This is a genomic window from Tundrisphaera lichenicola (assembly GCF_051175385.1).
GTDB lineage: Bacteria > Planctomycetota > Planctomycetia > Isosphaerales > Isosphaeraceae > Tundrisphaera > Tundrisphaera lichenicola.
Map to the genome: position 1 here is coordinate 3,214,364 of NZ_CP195106.1, position 17,839 is coordinate 3,232,202.

13 protein-coding genes are annotated in these 17,839 nt (G+C 66.1%); 3 read left to right on the plus strand and 10 right to left on the minus strand.

The window, feature by feature from the left end:
* Positions 1-395: 395 nt before the first annotated feature.
* On the minus strand, positions 396-1,790 hold the full coding sequence (locus P12x_RS12775; protein ID WP_435011248.1) for a hypothetical protein: 1,395 nt from the start codon (positions 1,788-1,790) through the stop codon (positions 396-398).
* A gap of 127 nt (positions 1,791-1,917) precedes the next feature.
* Positions 1,918-3,321 carry a DUF1501 domain-containing protein gene (locus P12x_RS12780; protein ID WP_435011249.1) on the minus strand — a complete coding sequence of 468 codons (1,404 nt, stop codon included), beginning with the start codon at positions 3,319-3,321 and terminating at the stop codon, positions 1,918-1,920.
* A 491-nt stretch (positions 3,322-3,812) separates the two neighbouring features.
* Here P12x_RS12780 and P12x_RS12785 point away from each other — a divergent pair, with 491 nt between their 5' ends.
* Entirely contained in the window at positions 3,813-4,079 is a 267-nt protein-coding gene (locus P12x_RS12785; protein ID WP_435011250.1) for a GlsB/YeaQ/YmgE family stress response membrane protein, read from the plus strand.
* Positions 4,080-4,198: 119 nt separating this feature from the next.
* Here P12x_RS12785 and P12x_RS12790 read toward each other — a convergent pair whose 3' ends face one another.
* Both P12x_RS12790 and P12x_RS12795 read right to left on the minus strand, forming a co-directional pair.
* Complete coding sequence (locus P12x_RS12790) at positions 4,199-4,990, minus strand: carbon-nitrogen hydrolase family protein (RefSeq protein WP_435011251.1); 792 nt, start codon at positions 4,988-4,990, stop codon at positions 4,199-4,201.
* A 204-nt stretch (positions 4,991-5,194) separates the two neighbouring features.
* Positions 5,195-5,644 carry a hypothetical protein gene (locus P12x_RS12795; RefSeq protein ID WP_435011252.1) on the minus strand — a complete coding sequence of 150 codons (450 nt, stop codon included), beginning with the start codon at positions 5,642-5,644 and terminating at the stop codon, positions 5,195-5,197.
* Positions 5,645-5,737: 93 nt separating this feature from the next.
* Here P12x_RS12795 and P12x_RS12800 point away from each other — a divergent pair, with 93 nt between their 5' ends.
* A complete protein-coding gene (locus P12x_RS12800) occupies positions 5,738-7,021 on the plus strand; it encodes an IS701 family transposase (protein WP_435011253.1) in 1,284 nt (427 codons plus the stop codon).
* 470 nt (positions 7,022-7,491) lie between these two features.
* Here the strand turns inward: P12x_RS12800 and P12x_RS12805 are convergent, their stop codons facing one another.
* Both P12x_RS12805 and P12x_RS12810 read right to left on the minus strand, forming a co-directional pair.
* Positions 7,492-8,328, minus strand: a complete 837-nt coding sequence (locus tag P12x_RS12805; protein WP_435011254.1) for a methyltransferase domain-containing protein — start codon at positions 8,326-8,328, stop codon at positions 7,492-7,494.
* 115 nt (positions 8,329-8,443) lie between these two features.
* Entirely contained in the window at positions 8,444-8,956 is a 513-nt protein-coding gene (locus tag P12x_RS12810; RefSeq protein ID WP_435011255.1) for a hypothetical protein, read from the minus strand.
* A gap of 745 nt (positions 8,957-9,701) precedes the next feature.
* Between P12x_RS12810 and P12x_RS12815 the strand changes: the two genes are divergently transcribed.
* Positions 9,702-11,246, plus strand: coding sequence for a TolC family protein (locus P12x_RS12815; RefSeq protein ID WP_435011256.1), 1,545 nt, complete (start codon positions 9,702-9,704; stop codon positions 11,244-11,246).
* Between the two features lie 6 nt (positions 11,247-11,252).
* On the opposite strand, the gene P12x_RS12820 is transcribed toward P12x_RS12815, so the two are convergent.
* The 4 genes from P12x_RS12820 to P12x_RS12835 all read right to left on the minus strand — a co-directional run bounded on the left by P12x_RS12820 (position 11,253) and on the right by P12x_RS12835 (position 17,664).
* Complete coding sequence (locus P12x_RS12820; RefSeq protein WP_435011257.1) at positions 11,253-12,941, minus strand: MFS transporter; 1,689 nt, start codon at positions 12,939-12,941, stop codon at positions 11,253-11,255.
* A complete protein-coding gene (locus tag P12x_RS12825) occupies positions 12,857-14,308 on the minus strand; it encodes an HlyD family secretion protein (protein ID WP_435011258.1) in 1,452 nt (483 codons plus the stop codon). The genes P12x_RS12820 and P12x_RS12825 overlap by 85 nt, the downstream gene beginning before the upstream one ends.
* A 66-nt stretch (positions 14,309-14,374) precedes the next feature.
* Positions 14,375-16,654: a prenyltransferase/squalene oxidase repeat-containing protein gene (locus tag P12x_RS12830; RefSeq protein ID WP_435011259.1), complete on the minus strand. Its 2,280-nt coding sequence runs from the start codon at positions 16,652-16,654 to the stop codon at positions 14,375-14,377.
* A gap of 104 nt (positions 16,655-16,758) precedes the next feature.
* Positions 16,759-17,664, minus strand: a complete 906-nt coding sequence (locus tag P12x_RS12835) for a MotA/TolQ/ExbB proton channel family protein (RefSeq protein WP_435011260.1) — start codon at positions 17,662-17,664, stop codon at positions 16,759-16,761.
* Between the last annotated feature and the right edge of the window lie 175 nt (positions 17,665-17,839).

The window sequence follows — 17,839 nt, forward strand, 5'->3', positions numbered from 1 at the left end:
TGGATCCGTCGGGCGGTGCGCATCGCGAAAGGCGCGGGAGCCGTCTTGCTGGCAGAGTCTCGCGCGCGGTGAAAGGGTCCTCGGAACGAGGCTCCGCCGAATTGTCAAACAGTGCCGTACGATGGGGAATTAAGAAGACCGTCTTCCAGCCCGGCCTGTCTTCTACCGGCGACCAGTGCCGGGCCGGAGGAATGGGCGATGCAGCCTTATCGGCGGGAGCCAACGCCGCCCGAGTGGGCGTCGAGCCATCTCAACCCATTACAACCCCCACACCCATTTCCTGTCAAGCGAACCGGGCCGGGATGACTCGAGGGCCCCGCAAACATGATCGTCCCTGTCATCGTCGATTCCTATCCTTCGACCACGACGGATCCCCCCAGGGCCGAGGCCGAGGCTCAGGCCATCGCGATCTCGGGTGCCTCGTCGGAGACGCTCTCGGCTCTCGCGAGCATCGCCATCGGCAGCGACCGTTCGCCCAGCTCGACCAGCGCCGCCAGCAAGATCAGGCCGACCGGCAAGGTGCCATAATGGGCGTAGGAGTCGGCCGCCGACAGGGCCCACGTCGAATAAGGCAGCGACAACACGAGCATGTAGGCCAGGGCAGAGATTCCTCCCGCCGCGAGGCCCCCCAACGCCAGGGCGGCGACCAGGTGTCCCCCTTCGGCGGCGAGCATCCGGAAATATCCCCTCAGGGCATCCCGCGGCGTCCCTCGGGACCAGGCCACCACGCCGAGCATCCCGACCGCCACCAGGGCCGCCGCCTGGAGGTCGATCAGGCCCCAGCCCAGTTGCCATCGGAGATACAGGGCCGCCGGCGAGCCGGGGCTCGGTGGATTCGGGAGATGGTTGGCCACGACCAGCCAGAACGCCGCGGCGACATACCGAGCCGGGAACGCCAGGAGGCAGGCCAGGGCCGCCGCCGGGATCACCAGGGTCACGCCCACCACGTCCAGGGGCTCTCCCTCCTGATCACCCAGCCCGGCGTTCCGCAGCTCGACCAGGACCCAGGCCACCAGCACGGCGTCGGAGAGGACCATCAGGGCCGGGATCACCCCCGCCTCGACGATGATGCACCCGCCTAGCGGCAGGTCGGCGTTGCCGGTGACCATGCCCACGAAGCGGTAGAGGGCGTAGAGCGCCGTGGCCCCCCAGCCGACGGTAGACCAGAGCGAAGACCGACGGCGGACCGACCAGGCCGGGCGGATCGCCGAGCCCCAGCGATCCGTCGAGAACTGGAACAGCACGACCGCCGCGCCGACCAGCAACGGGATCATCAGGCCCAGCATGACCACGTCTCGGAGAGGCGTCAAAGCCGCCAGCTCCCCCTGGTTCAGCGCCACATCGACCAGCCGCCGCCCCTTGGTCAGCAAGAGTTGATCATCTCGACCCGTCGCGACGTTGTAGTTCAGCGACTGGCTGGTGGTCCAGGCCAGCACCGAGATTCCGACGGCCAGGCCCAGGAGCCGACCCGACCGCCGGACCCGACCGATCGCCGAGGCCAGGAGCCGGGCATGCCCCGGAATATCCAGCAACTGACCGAGCGCCCGGCCCGGCCCCTGGAACGCCAGGGCCAGGACCAGCAAGGCCCCGAGCCCGATCAGCCAGGCCCAGAGGCCCGGCGAGAAGGGGCTATTCACCGCCTCCGGGGGCGAGAGCGTCAGGCTCCCCGACCATCGGCGGAACGCCAGGACCAGCGTCGACCCGGTCTCGCCGACCGATCCCGTCGAAGTCGCCTGGGCAAAGACCATCGGCTGGGTCCAGACCATCGGCATCATCGTCGAAGCATCCAACGCCACGTCTCCCCTTCGACGGAGGAATCATCCGGCCCGGACCAATTTCAAGGATCCAGGACGGACCCCGATCGGTCGACGAGGCCGATTGTACGCTCCTAAGGATTTCGGGACCAGACTCCGCCGATCAGATCAGCTCGGGAATCGGCTTGCGTCCGTCGACGAGGTTATGGGGGCGGTCGCTCCGATCCTGGAGGAAGGTGCTGGCGGCGTCGATCCCCAGGTTGTGGTAGAGGGTGGCGAAGACGTCTCGATAATGGATCGGGCGATCGACGGCGTGCTCGCCCATCGGATTCGTTGCCCCCAGGACCTGACCGGCCCGGATGCCGCCCCCGGCCAGCAAGGCCCCCCCGACTTGTGGCCAGTGATCCCGACCGGCCGAGCCGTTAATCCGGGGCGACCGGCCGAATTCCCCCCAGACGACGATCGAGACATCGTCGAGCCGACCGCTCGCGGCGAGGTCCTCGACCAGGGCCACGATGCCCCTGTCGAGCATCGGGAGCGTCTTGCGGGCCTTCGAGAAATTGTCGAAGTGCCAGTCCCAGTTGTGCCCCCCTCGGCTCTCTCGCTCCAGGGGCCACTGGCTGAAGGCCAGGGTCACGCAACGGACCCCCGCATCCACCAGCCGGCGGGCCATCAGGAAGCCTTCCAGGTGCTTCGCCCCCCCGTTGACCGACTCCGCCTCGGTCGGGATCCCGTACCTCTCGCGGACCTTGGGGTCCTCGCGGGACAGGTCCATCGCCTCGGAGATCCGGCTGGAGGTGAGCATGTCGAACGCCTGACTCGTGTAGCCGTCGAGCGCGACCTCCTCGCGGGAGACGTCGGCCCTCCGGCGGAACAGATCGAGGCTCTCCAGGAGCGACCGGCGGTCGGACAGGCGGTCCAGGGTGATCCCGGGCAGGACCAGGCCGGATTCGGCCGCCTTCAACGGCTCGTACCCCGCGAAGGCCGCCCCGAGGTAGCCCGATTGGTTCAGCGACGCCCTCGTGGTCGACTCGGCCTTCGACGGGGCCAGGCTCAGGAACGGGGGGACCGCCGGGTCGACCGGCCCCATCAACTTCGAAACCACCGACCCGATCGAGGGCCAGCCCCCTTCGGGATAGCCCGGGATGTCGCGAGAGTCGTCCTGCCGGGGGTGAGACTCCCAGCCGGTCAGGCACTGGTGAAGATTGTGATCGTTGAGACCGCCGACCAGCGATCGGACCGGGACGAACCTGTCCATGCTCGCCGCCAGACGGGGCATCAACTCGCAGATGTCGATCCCCGGCACGCGAGTCGCGATCGGCTTGAACTCGCCGCGGATCTCGGCGGGGGCGTCCGGCTTCAGGTCGTACATGTCGAGGTGCGGGGGCCCACCCGGGAGGAGGACCATGATCACCGCCTTCTTCGACGATCGGAGGTCGCTCGCGGATTCCGCCCGGAGGATCTCCGGCATCGAGAGTCCCCCCAGCGCCAGCCCCCCGATCTTCAGGAAGCTCCGACGCGAGAACCCGTCACAGTAACGCCCGCCCGGCCCCGCGATGGTCAGCATACCGAACCCTCGTTGCCTCGGCCGACCGGGGTCATCCACCCGCCCGCCCAGGACAGACCCGTCCAGGAGAGATCCGCAAGTCCGATCTCCCCGAGAATCCCCGCGACGACATCGCCCTTCAACTTTTCTCAAACACGAATCCTACCAGAAGGGTCGGGTCTCGCGGGGAGAAAATCCGGGCCGGATCATTCATTTCCCGGCGGGGAGAAATGAACCGACATCCGGTTCCACAGCCCCATTCTTCTCCCGATCGCCGGCCTTGCCGGGGAATGGGCCGGGCGGGTTCGACCGGAGAAATCACCCGGTTCGTGGCCCGCATCGTCGAGATCGATGTCCGAATTCATGCCGGACCTGCGATTTCCGAAATCCACGGCACACGAAGTGCGTTATCCGTAAAGCGTAAACAACCGACTGAAAACACTCGGTCGATTCCGACCCGGTCGGTTGATTCTGCATCGTTCGAAGCATCGCCGAATACAAAGGAAACTCACATGATTGGATCTCTCATCGGCTGGATTATCCTCGGACTGGTCGCCGGCTTCCTGGCCCGCATGCTGCACCCGGGCAACGACTCGATGGGAATCCTCCCCACCATTGTCCTGGGCGTGCTCGGCTCGCTCCTCGGGGGCGGGGTAGCCTACCTGCTCCAGCTCGGCACCTCCCCTTATCAGCCGGGCGGCTGGATCCTGGCCACCATCGGAGCCATCGTCCTGCTGGCCTTCGGCTGGTTCGGCACCCGGACCCGCACGGCCGTCTGACGCCATCGCAGGATCAGATCAGGCCCATCGACCCGCCGGCGCGCATTACGCCCGGCGGGTCGCCTCGTTGATGGGCCTGCCGATCGACCGGCTCCACGACCCGTATTCATCCCATCACATCACGGCCCATATTGACATCGGTTCGCCAGCAGTCCGGTCGCCGAGTCGATGTCGATGTCCGCGACCAGCAATCCTTCCTCGCCGTAGGGCTGATAGGCGAGCAGCGTCCCATCCGGGCGGACGATTGCCGACGTGGTCGGAGATCCGTCGCTCGCGTAATTGACGGTCGCGAAGTAGCAGGTATTCTCGGCCGCTCGACAGAGCGCCGCCTTCTCGTGGAACGTGTTCGAGGGATCGGCGAAGGCGGTCGGGCGATAAGAATCGGGCTCCGCCTCGTGAAACTGCGGGTGAAACACCGCGTGAGCCCCACGCCGGGCGGCCCAGCGGACGGTCTCCGGATACCGCCAGCCTTCGTGGCAGATCGCCACCCCGAAGGTCAAAGGTCCCGCCTGGAAGACGCGTCGGTCGCGCCCTGGCGCGTAGGTCCCCTCTTCCGATGGGTCGATCTGCACCTTGTCCTGAAAGCCCGCGATCGACCCGTCCGGGTCGATCACCAGCACGGTCGCGACCGGCGCCCCCTCGACGAGGCGTTCGGTCCCAAGAACCACGGTGATCCTGGCCTTCGAGGCCGATCCGGCGATGGCGGACCAGGCGTGTTCGAGAAATTGGGAATCAGGGGGAGGAACGGACTTGCCGATTCCCCGATAGCCGGGCACGTAGCATTCCGGGAAGCAGATCAACCGAGCCCCAACGCCCGAAGCCTCCTCGATCGCCCGACACACCCGAGTGATCGACTCTTCGGGATGGGCCGGGTACCCGATGTTGGCCAGGGCGATCCGAAACAGATTCACAACACCCCTCCTGATCAGGGACTCTTCCCAGAGCAAGTCCCGCGCACCCGCCGTCACGATCGCGTCAACCGCTGTTTCTTGATCATCGTCGCCCGCGCGCACTGTTTACGGAGAGATTACGAGCGAAGAGGCGAATATCGCCAACGCGATCATCGTTCGCCGTACGCGGGGCAGTCGCGGGGCCTGCTCCTGCAATTCCGAATTTCATGTGAACAAAATTTCAATAGACGATATAAAAACACCGACAAATTGTTCAATCTGGTCAGGTTCTCCATTCCATTGGATCAGGAGGAATTGATCTCCCTTGTTGCGCCCATAGATCCTGGAAACCCAGACGCGATCCTCATCCGAGAACCCAACACATTGATATGAAATCAATTCATCGCTTACATCTACTGGCACTTCGCACACGAATCTGTTTACGTCCGTACACTCCTTCATATGCCGAGCGATCTGAGAACGCAGCTTCCGGCGAGTCAGCGGGGTGCCGGATCGATTCGGATAGACACTTGCGACAACTTGCGTCGCCGGAACACTGGGAAGCGTAAATACCACCGTGCTATGATCGTCTTCGAAGTTGACATCGGTGTTCTCTGGCATGTCAACAGAGAAGTAACCCTCGAATTCACAGCGAACCCATGTTTCGTCATTCACGTTTAAGGTCCTTGTCCGGACTAATGTCGCCCCCCATAGTACTACTCCGTTATCTGATACGAACGGAACGCCTGGCCGGTTCGTATGCAGGGTATGAATCGCACCTATACCCCCGAACTCGCACCCGAAGTCCTCGAACGGCTCGACGCCTACGCCGCCCGTTTCCGCGACGACTTCAACCGGCCCCGACAGGCCCAATACTCCGGCGTCTACCTCCAGGGACTGATCCTCGACGGCGACCGCAAGAGCATCGAGCCGCTCTCGCGCAAGGTCACCCTCCCGACCGGCCTGGTCGTCGCCGACCTCGACCAGGCCCTCCAGCAGTTCATCGGCCAGAGCACCTGGGACGAGATGGCCGTCTGGAAGCGTCATCGCTCCGTCATGGCCGAGTCTTTCGCTTCTCCGGCCGGCATCTTCGTCATTGACGATACGAGCTTCCCCAAGCAGGGCAAGCTCTCCGTCGGTGTGCAGCGTCAGTACTGCGGGGCTCAAGGCAAGAAGGCTAACTGCCAGGTCGCACCCTCGGTTCATTACGTCGCCCCGAAGGGCCATTACCCGCTGGCGATGCGGCTCTACCTGCCCGAGGCCTGGCTCGATGACTCCAAGCGGCGCGACAAGGCGGGCGTGCCCCGGGAGCAACGACGAGCACTGACGAAGGGCCAGATCGCCCTGGAGCTTCTCGATCTGGTTCGGGCCGAGGGGTTGCCCGGCCGGCTCGTGGTGGCCGATGCCGGCTACGGCGTCTCCGGGCTCTTCCGAGAGGGGTTGGCCGAGCGCGGCCTGTCCTACATCGTGGGCGTGACCGACGAGATGGTGGTCTTCACCGAGGAGCCGTCGTGGGAGGTCCCCGGGCCGGCGATCCGACCGCCGGGGTCCGGCGGGCGGCCGCGACGGCGATCACGACTGAAGGCCGGCACCCCGAAGCCGGTGAGCCTGCGAGAGTTGGCCGCCTCGACACCGCTGCGGAAGGTGACCTGGCGCGAGGGGACCAAGGGGAAGCTGTCGGGCCGCTTCGCCTGGCTTCGGGTCTGGCCCGGCGGGGGCTGGGCCACCGGCGAGTGCGCCGGGGCCGAGCCGGTCTGGCTGCTGATCGAGGAGCAGGCCGACGGCAAGATCAAGTACGCCCTCTCGAACCTGCCGGGCCGAACCAGCCGGATCAAGGCGGTCCGGCTCTGGAAGAGCCGCTGGCCGGTGGAGCAAGGTTATCAGCAGATGAAGGAAGAACTCGGATTGGACCATCACGAGGGGCGTTCCTGGCGTGGCTTTCATCATCACGCCTGCCTGGTGATGCTGTCCTTCGGGTTCCTGGCGTTGGAGCGAGAACGCGAGGAACGAGACCCGGCCCGGCCGGGAAAAAGGGGGGGACCCGCCCGGTGATCACGGTGCCGGCGATCCGCCGTGCCTTGCAGAGGCTGCTGGCCCCGATCTGTCGGCACAATTGCCCCTATTGCAAGGATCGCTCATTGCAATTGCCGTTGATATTAACGGAGTAGTAATAGAGCACTTCTAGAATCCCCTTCCCGGCGGGGTGGCAGGGGTTACGGCATTACGCAACCCCTATTCGCCGTCCACATCTTCTCTCTAAGACCAAGGTTACGGAATTCCGTAACCTCTGCCACCCCGCCGATCCGGCGATGGCGGACCAGGCGTGTTCGAGAAGTTGGGCATCGGGAGGAGGCACGGATTTGCCGATTCCCCGATAGCCGGGCACGTAGCATTCCGGGAAGCAGATCAACCGGGCCCCTTCGCCCGAGGCCCGGCCGATGGCCTGAGAGACCCAAGTGATCGACTCTTCGGGATGGGTCGGGTACCCGAGATTGGCCAGGGCGATCCGGAACAAATTCACATCAGTTCTCCCGATCGGGGGCTCCCCCCGGCCGGGTCCCGCAGACCAGGAACCCGGTGTACGAGCTGAAAAAGCGGCCCTCGACGTCGGCGGCCCGGAGCCCTTCCGACCAGCCGTCCGCGTCGTCCCGGCCCACGACCCCGACCTCCGCCAGGCGAGCGACGGTCGCGAAGAAGAGATAGAGCCGATCGGCCACCGCCAGGTCGCGGAGCACCAAGGTCCTGGGGGACGCGACGACATCGCGTAGCCCGGCCTTGAGGAACAGAGGGACCAACTGACGGCCGATCCAGCCGGAGGGGAATCGGTCGCACCAGGCATTCAGCACGGCACGCGTCAGCGGGCGATCGGGCGAGTCGACCGTCAGCGTCTCCCAGTCGTTATCGTAAGCGACCAGCACGCCGCCGGGACGAAGGACGCGGGTCATCTCGGAGATCGCCGGGAAGGGGTCGGCGATATGTTGCAGGACCCGGTCGATCCGGCAGGCGTCGAAGCTCGCGTCCTCGAACGGCAGTGAGGCGGCGTCGGCCACCTCGAACGAGAGGCCCGAGACCCCGCCATGCCTCCCCCGGGCCGCCTCGATCATCCCCCGGCTGCCATCGACACCGACCACCATCCCCCCCGGCGCCACCAGCCCCGCCAGGGCGGCCGCGTCATTGCCCAGCCCGCATCCGACGTCCAGGACCCGACGCCTCGGAGAGGCACCCAGCCGTTCGAAGCTCTCTCGCTTGCAATCGGCGAAGAACGGGAGCGACTCGACGAGATCCAGGCAACTCGAATACACCGCGAAGTCCGAGGCGCGGTCGACGTCCTGAAAACCCGAGGCCAGATCATCACTCATCAATCGAAACTCCCCGATTCTTTGGAGAATGCCCGGCACCCCGAAGGCCGACCCCATCGAAGATACCCGCGACTTTCCCGAAGAGTTGATCTCCACGACCGCAGCTTCGGGATTCTCACACCGCCAAGGCCATCAACTCTCGGCTATTCAGGACCTCGTGGGCGATCTGCCTCAAGACAGCCAGGTGCGCATCGTGAAGGGTGATTTCCCGCTCCGGGCCATGATCGGGCCGAAAGTTCACCTTCCAGCCGCCCCCGTCCATCAGCCAATGATAATCCGGGGGCAGTTCGGAATCGACATGACCCGCTCCATCTTTGTTGGCGGCGACCAACACCAGATCCTTCCTTCGGACCCTCTTATGATCGAACTGATAAATCGTCTCACTCCCCCACCAATCGCCGAGCAGGATGTCGCGATGGGCGGGCTTCGACGCATTGAAATTCGGCTTGCAGCGGAAGATGGAGAACGCCGGGTCGAGGTCCCATTGGACGAGGGAGAACCAAGATCCACTCGGGTTCGACTTCGGCGCTTTCGTGGCGGTCGAAAGTAGCCGGATGAATCTCGCTCCCAGGTGCGTCATCAGCGAAGTGGATTTTCCCGTCTGGTGGAACATGGCCCGCAAAGGCATCGACAGCCGGATCGCTTCGTCCCGTTTCCCAATGTCATAATCTCTGCAGGATGTTTCCAGGATATTGATCTGTTGCCGGAGTTGCTCTTTGAAATCCACGGCGGATCCCCCGGAATGGTCGATGAGGGTGGAATTCGTCGCGAGTCTACCAAAATCGAAGCGCAGGAGCTCCGGATGGCCGGATGGTAGCTCGACCAGGCATCGCCCCCGTGCCGGAACACTTCCATCTACAAAAAATAACTATATTATATATTTAAATTACCTCCTCCGTCGGTCGGGTTCCGGATCAGGAAGGCGGCGGCCTCGTCGCTGGCCCGGCCGGGGCACCCTCGCGTGGCGGAGGATGCTGGGGTTGACGATTTCGCCTCCAACACAGATAAAACCGGGCAAGATCCGTCCATCATCCGAACAGCCATCTCCAAAATCGAATTCGAATGCCCGCTCCTATCTCTTTGGATGAATCGAGAAACGGAATTCGATGGCTCCGACCCTGCGAACCGGATGGCTCCTCGCTACCGGCTCACTCCTACTCTCGGGATGCGTCTCGAGGTGGCCATCGGCCCGGCGCGAGTCGAATCCGAGCGTCCTTCAAGAGTACGCGTCCGCGACGACATTTTCGCCCTCGAAGAAGTTGAATTCCTCGGGGGAGCCCGGGGCCGCCTTGGACCCGGATCTGGCCCGCGCATCCCTGCCGCCGACCGAAACGTCCATTCGTCACGGAGCGGTCGAACTTCGAGACGGTGCCGTGCCGCTCGGGCTCGATGAGGCGAAATCCCTGGCCATCCGGCTGAACCCGCAGGTGGCTCAGGATCGCGAGGCGGTGGAGAAGGCCAAGGGCGGGGAAGAGATTGCGTTCTCCGGCTATCTGCCGACCATCCTCGGCAGCTACAGTTATCAGGCCTTCTCGTCGAACACGGGTTATGCCGGGATACACGACCGGTTCCCGGTCCTGCCCGTCCGAGGATTCGGGCCGGGGACCCAGGCTTTCAATGTCACCGAAGCCCAATTGCGTTGGAATGTCTACCAGTTCGGCCGGCAAGTGGCCAAGCACAACCAATCGGTCCTGAAGATCGAAATCGCCGAGCTCCAGTATCGACGATCCCTGCAGGCGGCCGAGTATGACGTCAGCCAGGCGTATTTCCAGCTCCTCGAAACTCAGGCAACCCTGGTCGCGGCCAATCAGTCGATGATTCGGGCCGAGGCGATCTTGAAGGACGCCCGGGACTTATTGGAGCGGGGCGTCATCACGCCCGAGGAACTCCTGCAGGCCGAGGTCGAGAACGCCTCGGTCCGCCAGCTTCAGATCAAGGCGAAGAGCGCGGCCGAGGTTTCAGTGGCGGGGCTCAATCGGTCGATCGGCCTGGATATCAATGCGCCGACCCGGGTGATCGAGCGGCTCGAAGAACCCAGGGTCGAGTCCAGCCTCGAAGCGTGCCTGGAAATCGCGGCGAAAGGTCGGCCCGAGATCGCCGTGGTCCGCAAAGGGATCGCGATCGCCGACGCCGAGATCAGGATCGCCCGATCCGAGTTCTTGCCGACCTTATCGATCCAATCGAGCCTCTCGAACGTGACGGGCACCGCGGTCCAGAATGCGAACGTCCTGGGCGGTGGGGCCTTCGCGACCCTCGAACTCTACACGGGGGGGAAACGCAAGGGCCAGATCCACACGGCCACGGCGGAAGCCCGGGCCGCGATGGCCCTGGCCAAGTCGATCTGCGATGGGGTCGCCTACGAGACGAACGTCGCCTATCGGGCGATCGAGGATGCTCGCGAGCGCATCGTCCAGGCTCGGACGGCGCTCGCCCAGGCCCGAGAGAATCTCCGCCTGATCGGGAATCGGCTCAAGACGGGGGATGCGATCCCGACGGAGCTTATCGAGGCCCAGACCTTGATGACGCGCACCCAACAATCGTACAACTCTGCCTATTACGACTACCAGTCGGGGATCGCCCGCCTCGAGTTCGCCATCGCGTCCCCGATCGCCCGGCGTGATGGGGCGGGGATCGCTCCGGACGCGGTGAAGGAAGCCACTCCCGAGCCATCTCCCCCTTCGAATGGCTCGCCGTTCGGCCCGGACTCGGGAGGAGGCAACCCGGATCGGCCTCCACAACGGCCGTCGATCCTCCCACCTGGCTTGTTGGATCCTCTCCCCTTGCCACTCGAGGATGCCGGTGGGCTCGACGCATCGAGGCCGGGCCGTCCTGTGCTCAGTCCCTCGCTCGACCGAATCACCTCGCCGTCGGAGATCAACCCGCCGGGGTTGGCACGACCACCCGGGGCTCGACCATGAACGAGATCAACCCCGGATCGGTCCGCTGGCATGCGGCGGCAGGGGCTTGAGCAGGAATGCCAGGAGGATTCCGACTGCCACGATCAACGCCAGGAGCTGGAGCGACGCCTGTTGAGCGTAGACCGAGGCGTTGTCTCGGACGAACTCGGCGACCGCCCCGGAGGCCCGGCTCGTCGCCTCGACAGGATCGAGCCCCCGAGTGGCGAAGCGGTCGGCCAGACTTTGACTGACATCGATCAATGCCGGCCGGTTCGGCTCGATCGCAAGCCGTAGGGCGTCGAACTGGGCATCGGTCCTCCGCTCGGAGAAGATGGCGATCAGCCCACCACCGATGGCCGACGGCAGCACGAGGCCAAGGTTCTTGATGCACGAGGAAGCCGCCACCTCCTGCATGGTCATGTCCTCCTGCGAGATGCAGATCAGGGGCGAGGCCACCAGCCCCGCCGAGGCCGCCCAGAGGGCGACCATCGCCGAGATCCAATGCTTGTCCGTGTAGAGGTCGATGCTAGCCAGGACCCAGCTCATCACGGCCATGCCCGACAGCCCGAGGATCAGGCGGCCCTTGCGGTCGCGACGGGTCCCGAACCGCGCCGAGAGCAGCAGAGTGGCACCCATCGAGGCAACGGCCGGCAACAACACCAGCCCGGTCGTCGATCGTTGATAGTCGCGGGTCACGGCCATGTACCGCGTCAGGATCGCCAGGACCGTGAAGAAGTTGGTGTCCGCCAATGCCTTGATGATGACGGCGAGGGCGAAGCGGCTCCGGCCGAACAGGTAGAGATTGAGCAGCGAGTCTTCCGCGGTGAACTCGCGGATCAGGAAAGCCGAGAAGGCCAAGATCCCCAGGCCCGCCACGAGCCAGGTCTCGCCCGCCGTTTCCCAACCCCACTTCTGGAAGCGATAGAGGCCGAGGATCAAGCAACCGATCCAGGCGAACAGGAGGGCCAACCCGGCGAGGTCAAGCCGCTCTCGATGCCGCTCTTGCGGCGGTTGGTCGGGCTGGAGCGTCTTGGAGGTCAGGAGCACCGCGACCGCCGCGACGGGGACGTTGACCAGGAAGATCGACCGCCACGAAGGAAGGTTGATGAGGTAGGCGCTGACGCTCGGCGCGAGGATCCTGCCGAAGTAGAGGCCGAGGACGTAGAGCGCCATCGAGGCGTCGCGATCCTCGGGGAACTCTCGCCAGAGCAACGCGAGGACGGTGGTGACGACCATCCCATTGCCCCAGCTCTGCAAGAATCGAGCGACGCCCAGGATCTCGAAGTTCGGAGAGAGGCCCATCGCCAGGCTGCCCAGGGTGAACAGGACGAGGCCTACCAGGAAGGCCCGCTTCAGGCCGAAACGGGCCCTGGCCCAGTTGATGATCGACATCCCGCCGACGGCCCCGAGCAAGGTCAAGCCGGTGACCCACTGGTAACGGTAGCGATCGGAGGAGAGCTCGGTGACGATGAAGGGACGCGCCAGGTCGGTCACCGTCGAGTTCATCCCCGTCATCAACAGCGGCGGGAGCATCGCCAGGACCGTCCACTTCCGGAGTTGGAGCCCGTGCCAGATCCGGCGGTCGGGGGAGACCGAATCCTCGGGCGTGGGCGGGTTGGTCATCCCGGTGCTCATGGCCTGGGGAGGACCCCCGGCCGATCCGAAGAGGCCGGATCGATCGGGCTGACTCCTCGAGACGCCCGCGATCTCTCCCATTCGGCCTCCTTCTCGGCCCATGCGGGATCGCCCGGCCCGTGCGTGATGGCGACCGTTGCCGAGAGACCCGGCCTCAGCTCGCTCCAGTGCTCGCCGCGATCGATGGCGATCCGGATCGGGACGCGCTGCGTCACCTTGGTGAACTCGCCCGAACTGACGTCACGCGGGAGCAGCGCGAAGTTCGCCCCGGTGGCGCGATCGATCCAGACGACTCGCCCGTCCATCGACCCGGAGATGGCATCGAACCAGACCCGGGCCCGATTGCCGGGCGAGATGCCCTCCAGTCGTTCTTCTTCCATATAAGCGGTAACGTACACCAATTCCGGGTCGTAGAGGCTCAAGATCGGCGAGCCGATCGGGGCATGGTCGCCCGGGTTCCGGTAGCGACGGACGACCACACCATCGAACGGGGCCACGACCTTGGTGTATTGCAGGCCGGTCAGGATCGTCTGCTCCACCCGGGCTGCCTCGGCGACCTGGGCCCGTTTCTGGGCGACGGCCCGCCGTTCCTCATCGATCGCCAATTCGCCCAGGACCGCCAACCGGAGTTGCTCGGACGCATGTTCCTTCTCCCGAGCTTTTTGGGCCACCCCGAGCGAGGCGATTTCGATCTGGAGCCGGTTCGCCTCCGCCTTCAACAGCTTGGATTCCGCCGCTTCGAAGTCGGCCTGGGACATCTTGAATTCGCGGGTCACGTCCTGGAATTTCCGCTCCGGTGCGGACTTCTCTTCGAAGAGCTGCTTGTATCGGTCGTAATCCTCGCGGACCTTGGTGAGCGCGGCCCGGGACGAGTCGACGGCCGACTTGGCCTGATGGATTTCCTCCTCGACATTGCGAGTGGTGAGGACCAGTTGCCGCTCGGCCTGGGTGAGCGCCGAGTCCGCCACGGAGAGGTCCTTCTCGGCCAGGGCGACCTTCCGGGGATGCTCCTGGACCATCCGTTCCAGCGTCGACTCCTCCAGCCGGAGCGCCGCCGCCGCCACTTCCCGCTTGGCCTGGGCCAATTCCAGCTCGCGACGATGGGGAGTCGGGTCGGTCTCCGCGAGGACTTGCCCCGCTTTGACCCGACCATGCTCCTCAACCTCGACCCGGGTGAGCAGCCCGCCGGCCTGCGACGCGAGGTGGACGATGTGGGACTCGACGAAGGCGTCGTTGGTCATCGAGCGAGTGAAACGGTAAAAAGCATACTGGCCGATCATATATAGACCGACGAGGACACCAAAAATGGCGAACGCCCAGGCCGAGTAAGCCGTTAGCCTCCCACTCCCTCGTTTCCTGGATTGCCCATCGGTCACGTCCTTCGTGCCCATCTCGGACCGGCCGGGACGCTCTGATTCCTCGGTTGTCCCGACCTCTGGAGCGGACATCTTGCGGATCTCCTCCGAAGTCAATCGCCACTCTTCCGCATCGGGTAAAGGCTGTACGATTGCGACTCATCGACCCGGCGGCACCAGTCCCGCCCGGCGGGTCCCGCCGTCGACCGGCTTGGGGGCCACCGGCACGTTGTCCGAACCGGGCTCGTAGAGGCGGAGGAAGCGGTAGTAGACCTCCAGGGTGAGGGCGGACAGGGCGGTCCCGTAGATCCGGCCCCCGTGGGTCCCGTAGCGGCTGTCGTCGGGGTCCCAGCTCCCGGCCTTGTGGCCGCCCTTCTGCTGGCGTTCGACGATCTGGTCTCGGACCCGGGCGTTCCAGGTCGACCAGGCCTCGCCCCCGTGCTGGAACATGGCCAGCGTCCCGTAATACAGATAGTAGACGTTGAACTCACCTCCGCCGTCGGTCGGGTTCCGGATCAGGAAGGCGGCGGCCTCGTCGCTGGCCCGGCCGGGGCCTCCGACTTCGAGGAACTGGCGGCAGGCCCAGGCCTCGGCGGTCATGGTGGGCGTCACCTTCTCGCCGGGCTGGTAGCGGGCCAGCCCGCCATCCGGGCCGGTCCCGACCTTCTCGAGCCATCCGAGGATCCCGGCCTGGGTCGTCGAGGGGATCGGGATCCCCACGGTCTTGGCCGACTTCAGGGCCATCACCGCCCAGCCCAGGATGCTCGTGTCCCCCACCGGGGCCCCCGGGGCGTATCGCCAGGAGAGGCCGTCGATCGCCCTCGACCGGACCAGGAAGGCCACGGCCCGCTCGACGGGGTCGCGGAGCTTGGGGTCTCCGGTCAGGGCGTAGGCCTCGCAGAGGGCCAGGGTCGCCATCGAGTGGCAGTACATCCCGACCGCCAGGCTCACCCCCCTGAGGTCGCCGTCGGGCTTCTGCGACCGGCGGAGGAACTCGATCCCCTTGCCGACGACTGCCGCGTATTTGCCGTCGACGTGGGTGTAGCCCGCCCCCAGGTAGGCCAGGAGCGAGAGGCCGGTCAGGGCGGTGTCGGCCTCCCAGTAGTAGCACTCGCCGAAGCAGACCTCGCCGGCCGGGCAGTGGATCGTGAACGAGTCGTCGTCCTTGGCCACGCTCCCGTCCTTGAACCGGGCGGTCCCGCCGTCCCATCGGCCGTCGAGATCCTGGTGCCGCGCGAGCCAGTCGAGGGCCCGTTCGACGGCCTGCTCGCTGAGGTCGCTGGCCCCGGCCCGGCGAGCCAGCGAGGTCCGGTTCGGGTCGAGCCTCGACCGGTAGACCGACGGGACCTCGGAGAGCGAACGGCGGCCGACCGCCCCCGGGGTCACCGGGAGAGCGGTCGGTCCTCGGGGGATCGCACGGGCCATCGCCGGGGGGGCCGAGTCATCCGACGAACGGCGAGGGAGTGGGATCCCCACCGACGAGGGCTCGGGACGGGTCGGTCGGGGGGCCCGCCGGATTTCGGCATCGGGCAAGGCACTTCCCGGCGAAGGGATCGAGGGGGCCGCGATCTCGACCGAGGGGCCGGGGTCCACGTCGGCCTGGGCCGCGACCGGCGCATCCTCTCTCGGGCTCGAAACATCCGGGAAACGAGCGGGGATCGGCGAAGGGATCTCGACCACCGGGGTCCGGGTCGGCTGGGCCTCCGGGAGGGGCGCGACGGGTGTCAAACCGCCCGGCCGGGTCACCGGTTGAGACCCGATGGGATTCGAAGGCCGAGACCTCGCCCGGAGGTCGGCCACGGCGGGCAGTCCCGGGAGCGTGGAGGACTCGCTCGCCGACGGGATCGGCTCGACCGGGGCCGATGCGACCTCGGAAGGGTCGCCGGGGGCCACGGATGGGGGCGGCTCCGCGGGCATCGACTCGGCCGAGGGGGGCGGCTCGACGTCGGGGAGTGCGGGGGCCTCGACCTCGGGGGCCACCGTCTCGGGCGAGTCCAGGGTCGGCTCGACCCGCGATGGGCTCGGGGAATCCGGTGTCCTGGTCGGGGGCACGGGTCGGGTCGGCTCGGCCATCGCCAGGGTGCTCTTGTCGCGATCCCAGGCCGAGATATCCCGCGAGCGCCGGCCTTCCGGACCGTCCGCCTTCCGGTCCGGCTCGACCCAGGGAGTCACCCGGATCCGCTCGGTCTTCGGCGGCGGCTTGCGATCGGCCGAGGCGAGTTGCAGGACCTTGAGGACGACCGGCGAGGAGCTACCATACGCGATCAGGCCGACGTGGGCGGCGATCGAGAGGACCAGGCACTTCCGCAAGGCACGCCTCGACCCCCAGCTCGTCCAGGTCATCACCGCCAGGATCAGGGCGATCAGGGCGAGGCTGGCCCAGGTCCCGAGATCGGCCCGGATCAGTCGGAGGAACGTCTCTAGGTTGAGGCCAGTCATCGGGTCGCATCCTGGACCAAAGGGACCGAGTGGCGGGCGCCGAGCCGGGTTCCGTTGTATCGGAATCGCCCGTCGACCGCCATCCGAGCCGGGCCAGTCCGGGATCAGTCATCGAAGGGATCGTCGTCCCGATCGAGATTCCGGACGATCGAGTCGGGGATCTCGACCCGGATCGGGTGCGAGCCCCGGACCGGAATGTGAGGGCCGCGTCGGGGCTCCGAAGGCCGGTGCACGGCCGGGGTTTCGACGACGCTGGACATCGCGATGGCGTCCACCGTCTCGGCCCCCAGGCGGTCGATCTCGTTGGAAAGCTTCTCGACCCGCCCGACCAGGCCGTCGTAGGCGACCAGGGCCAGGATCGCCAGGGCCACGCCCGAGGTCAGCGGGATCAGCGAGTTCCCCAGCGAAGGCCCCCAGGCCGCGCCCGGGACCGAGAGGGCCCGACCGGCCGCGATCAGGCTACCCAGCAACCCGAGCAAGGGAGACATCGCCGCGATCCGTCGGAGCGTCCCGACGTTCCGCTTCAGCCGATCCGTCTCGACCCGGCTGGCCAGGGCCACGGCGCGTTCCAGATCGGCCACCGGGCGCCCCCAGCGACGGACCGCCGCCAGGGCCACTCGCGAGACCGGGCTCGGGTTCAGTTCGCAAAGATCCAAGGCCTTGCCACGATCGAGCTTGCCATCCTGGAGCCGCTCGCGGAACCGCTTCAGGAAGCCGCCCGGCGTGACTCGACGACGGCGAACGACCAGCGACCGCTCGGCCAGGACCATCAACCCCAGGACGGCGCAGGCCCCCAGCCCCCCCCAGGTCACGCGGTCGACCGGAGGGGTCCGACGATACCAGGCCACCGCCCGATTCCCGAACACTTCGGCCCGCTTCAAGGCGACATCGAGGGTCGGATTTCCCCCGGCCCCTGCTCCACCGTCGGCCCCACCCGCCAGGAACACGAAGGCCAGGGCCAGGCCGGCGGCCCCGGCCTTGGTTAGGCCCGCGAAAGACGATCGATTCATGGGACGGCGTCCTTACCTGTGGCGGACGCGAGTCTTCTCGACAGGTCCGAGAAAAGCCCGCGAGCGGAACGTCCTTCGGCGATTCGCCGCCAGGTGACCGCGAAGGGTCGCCCGGCGTTCCGGTTCCTCTCTTCTCTTCTTTATCGTGGCGAAGGGCGGGACTCCTGCACTCCGG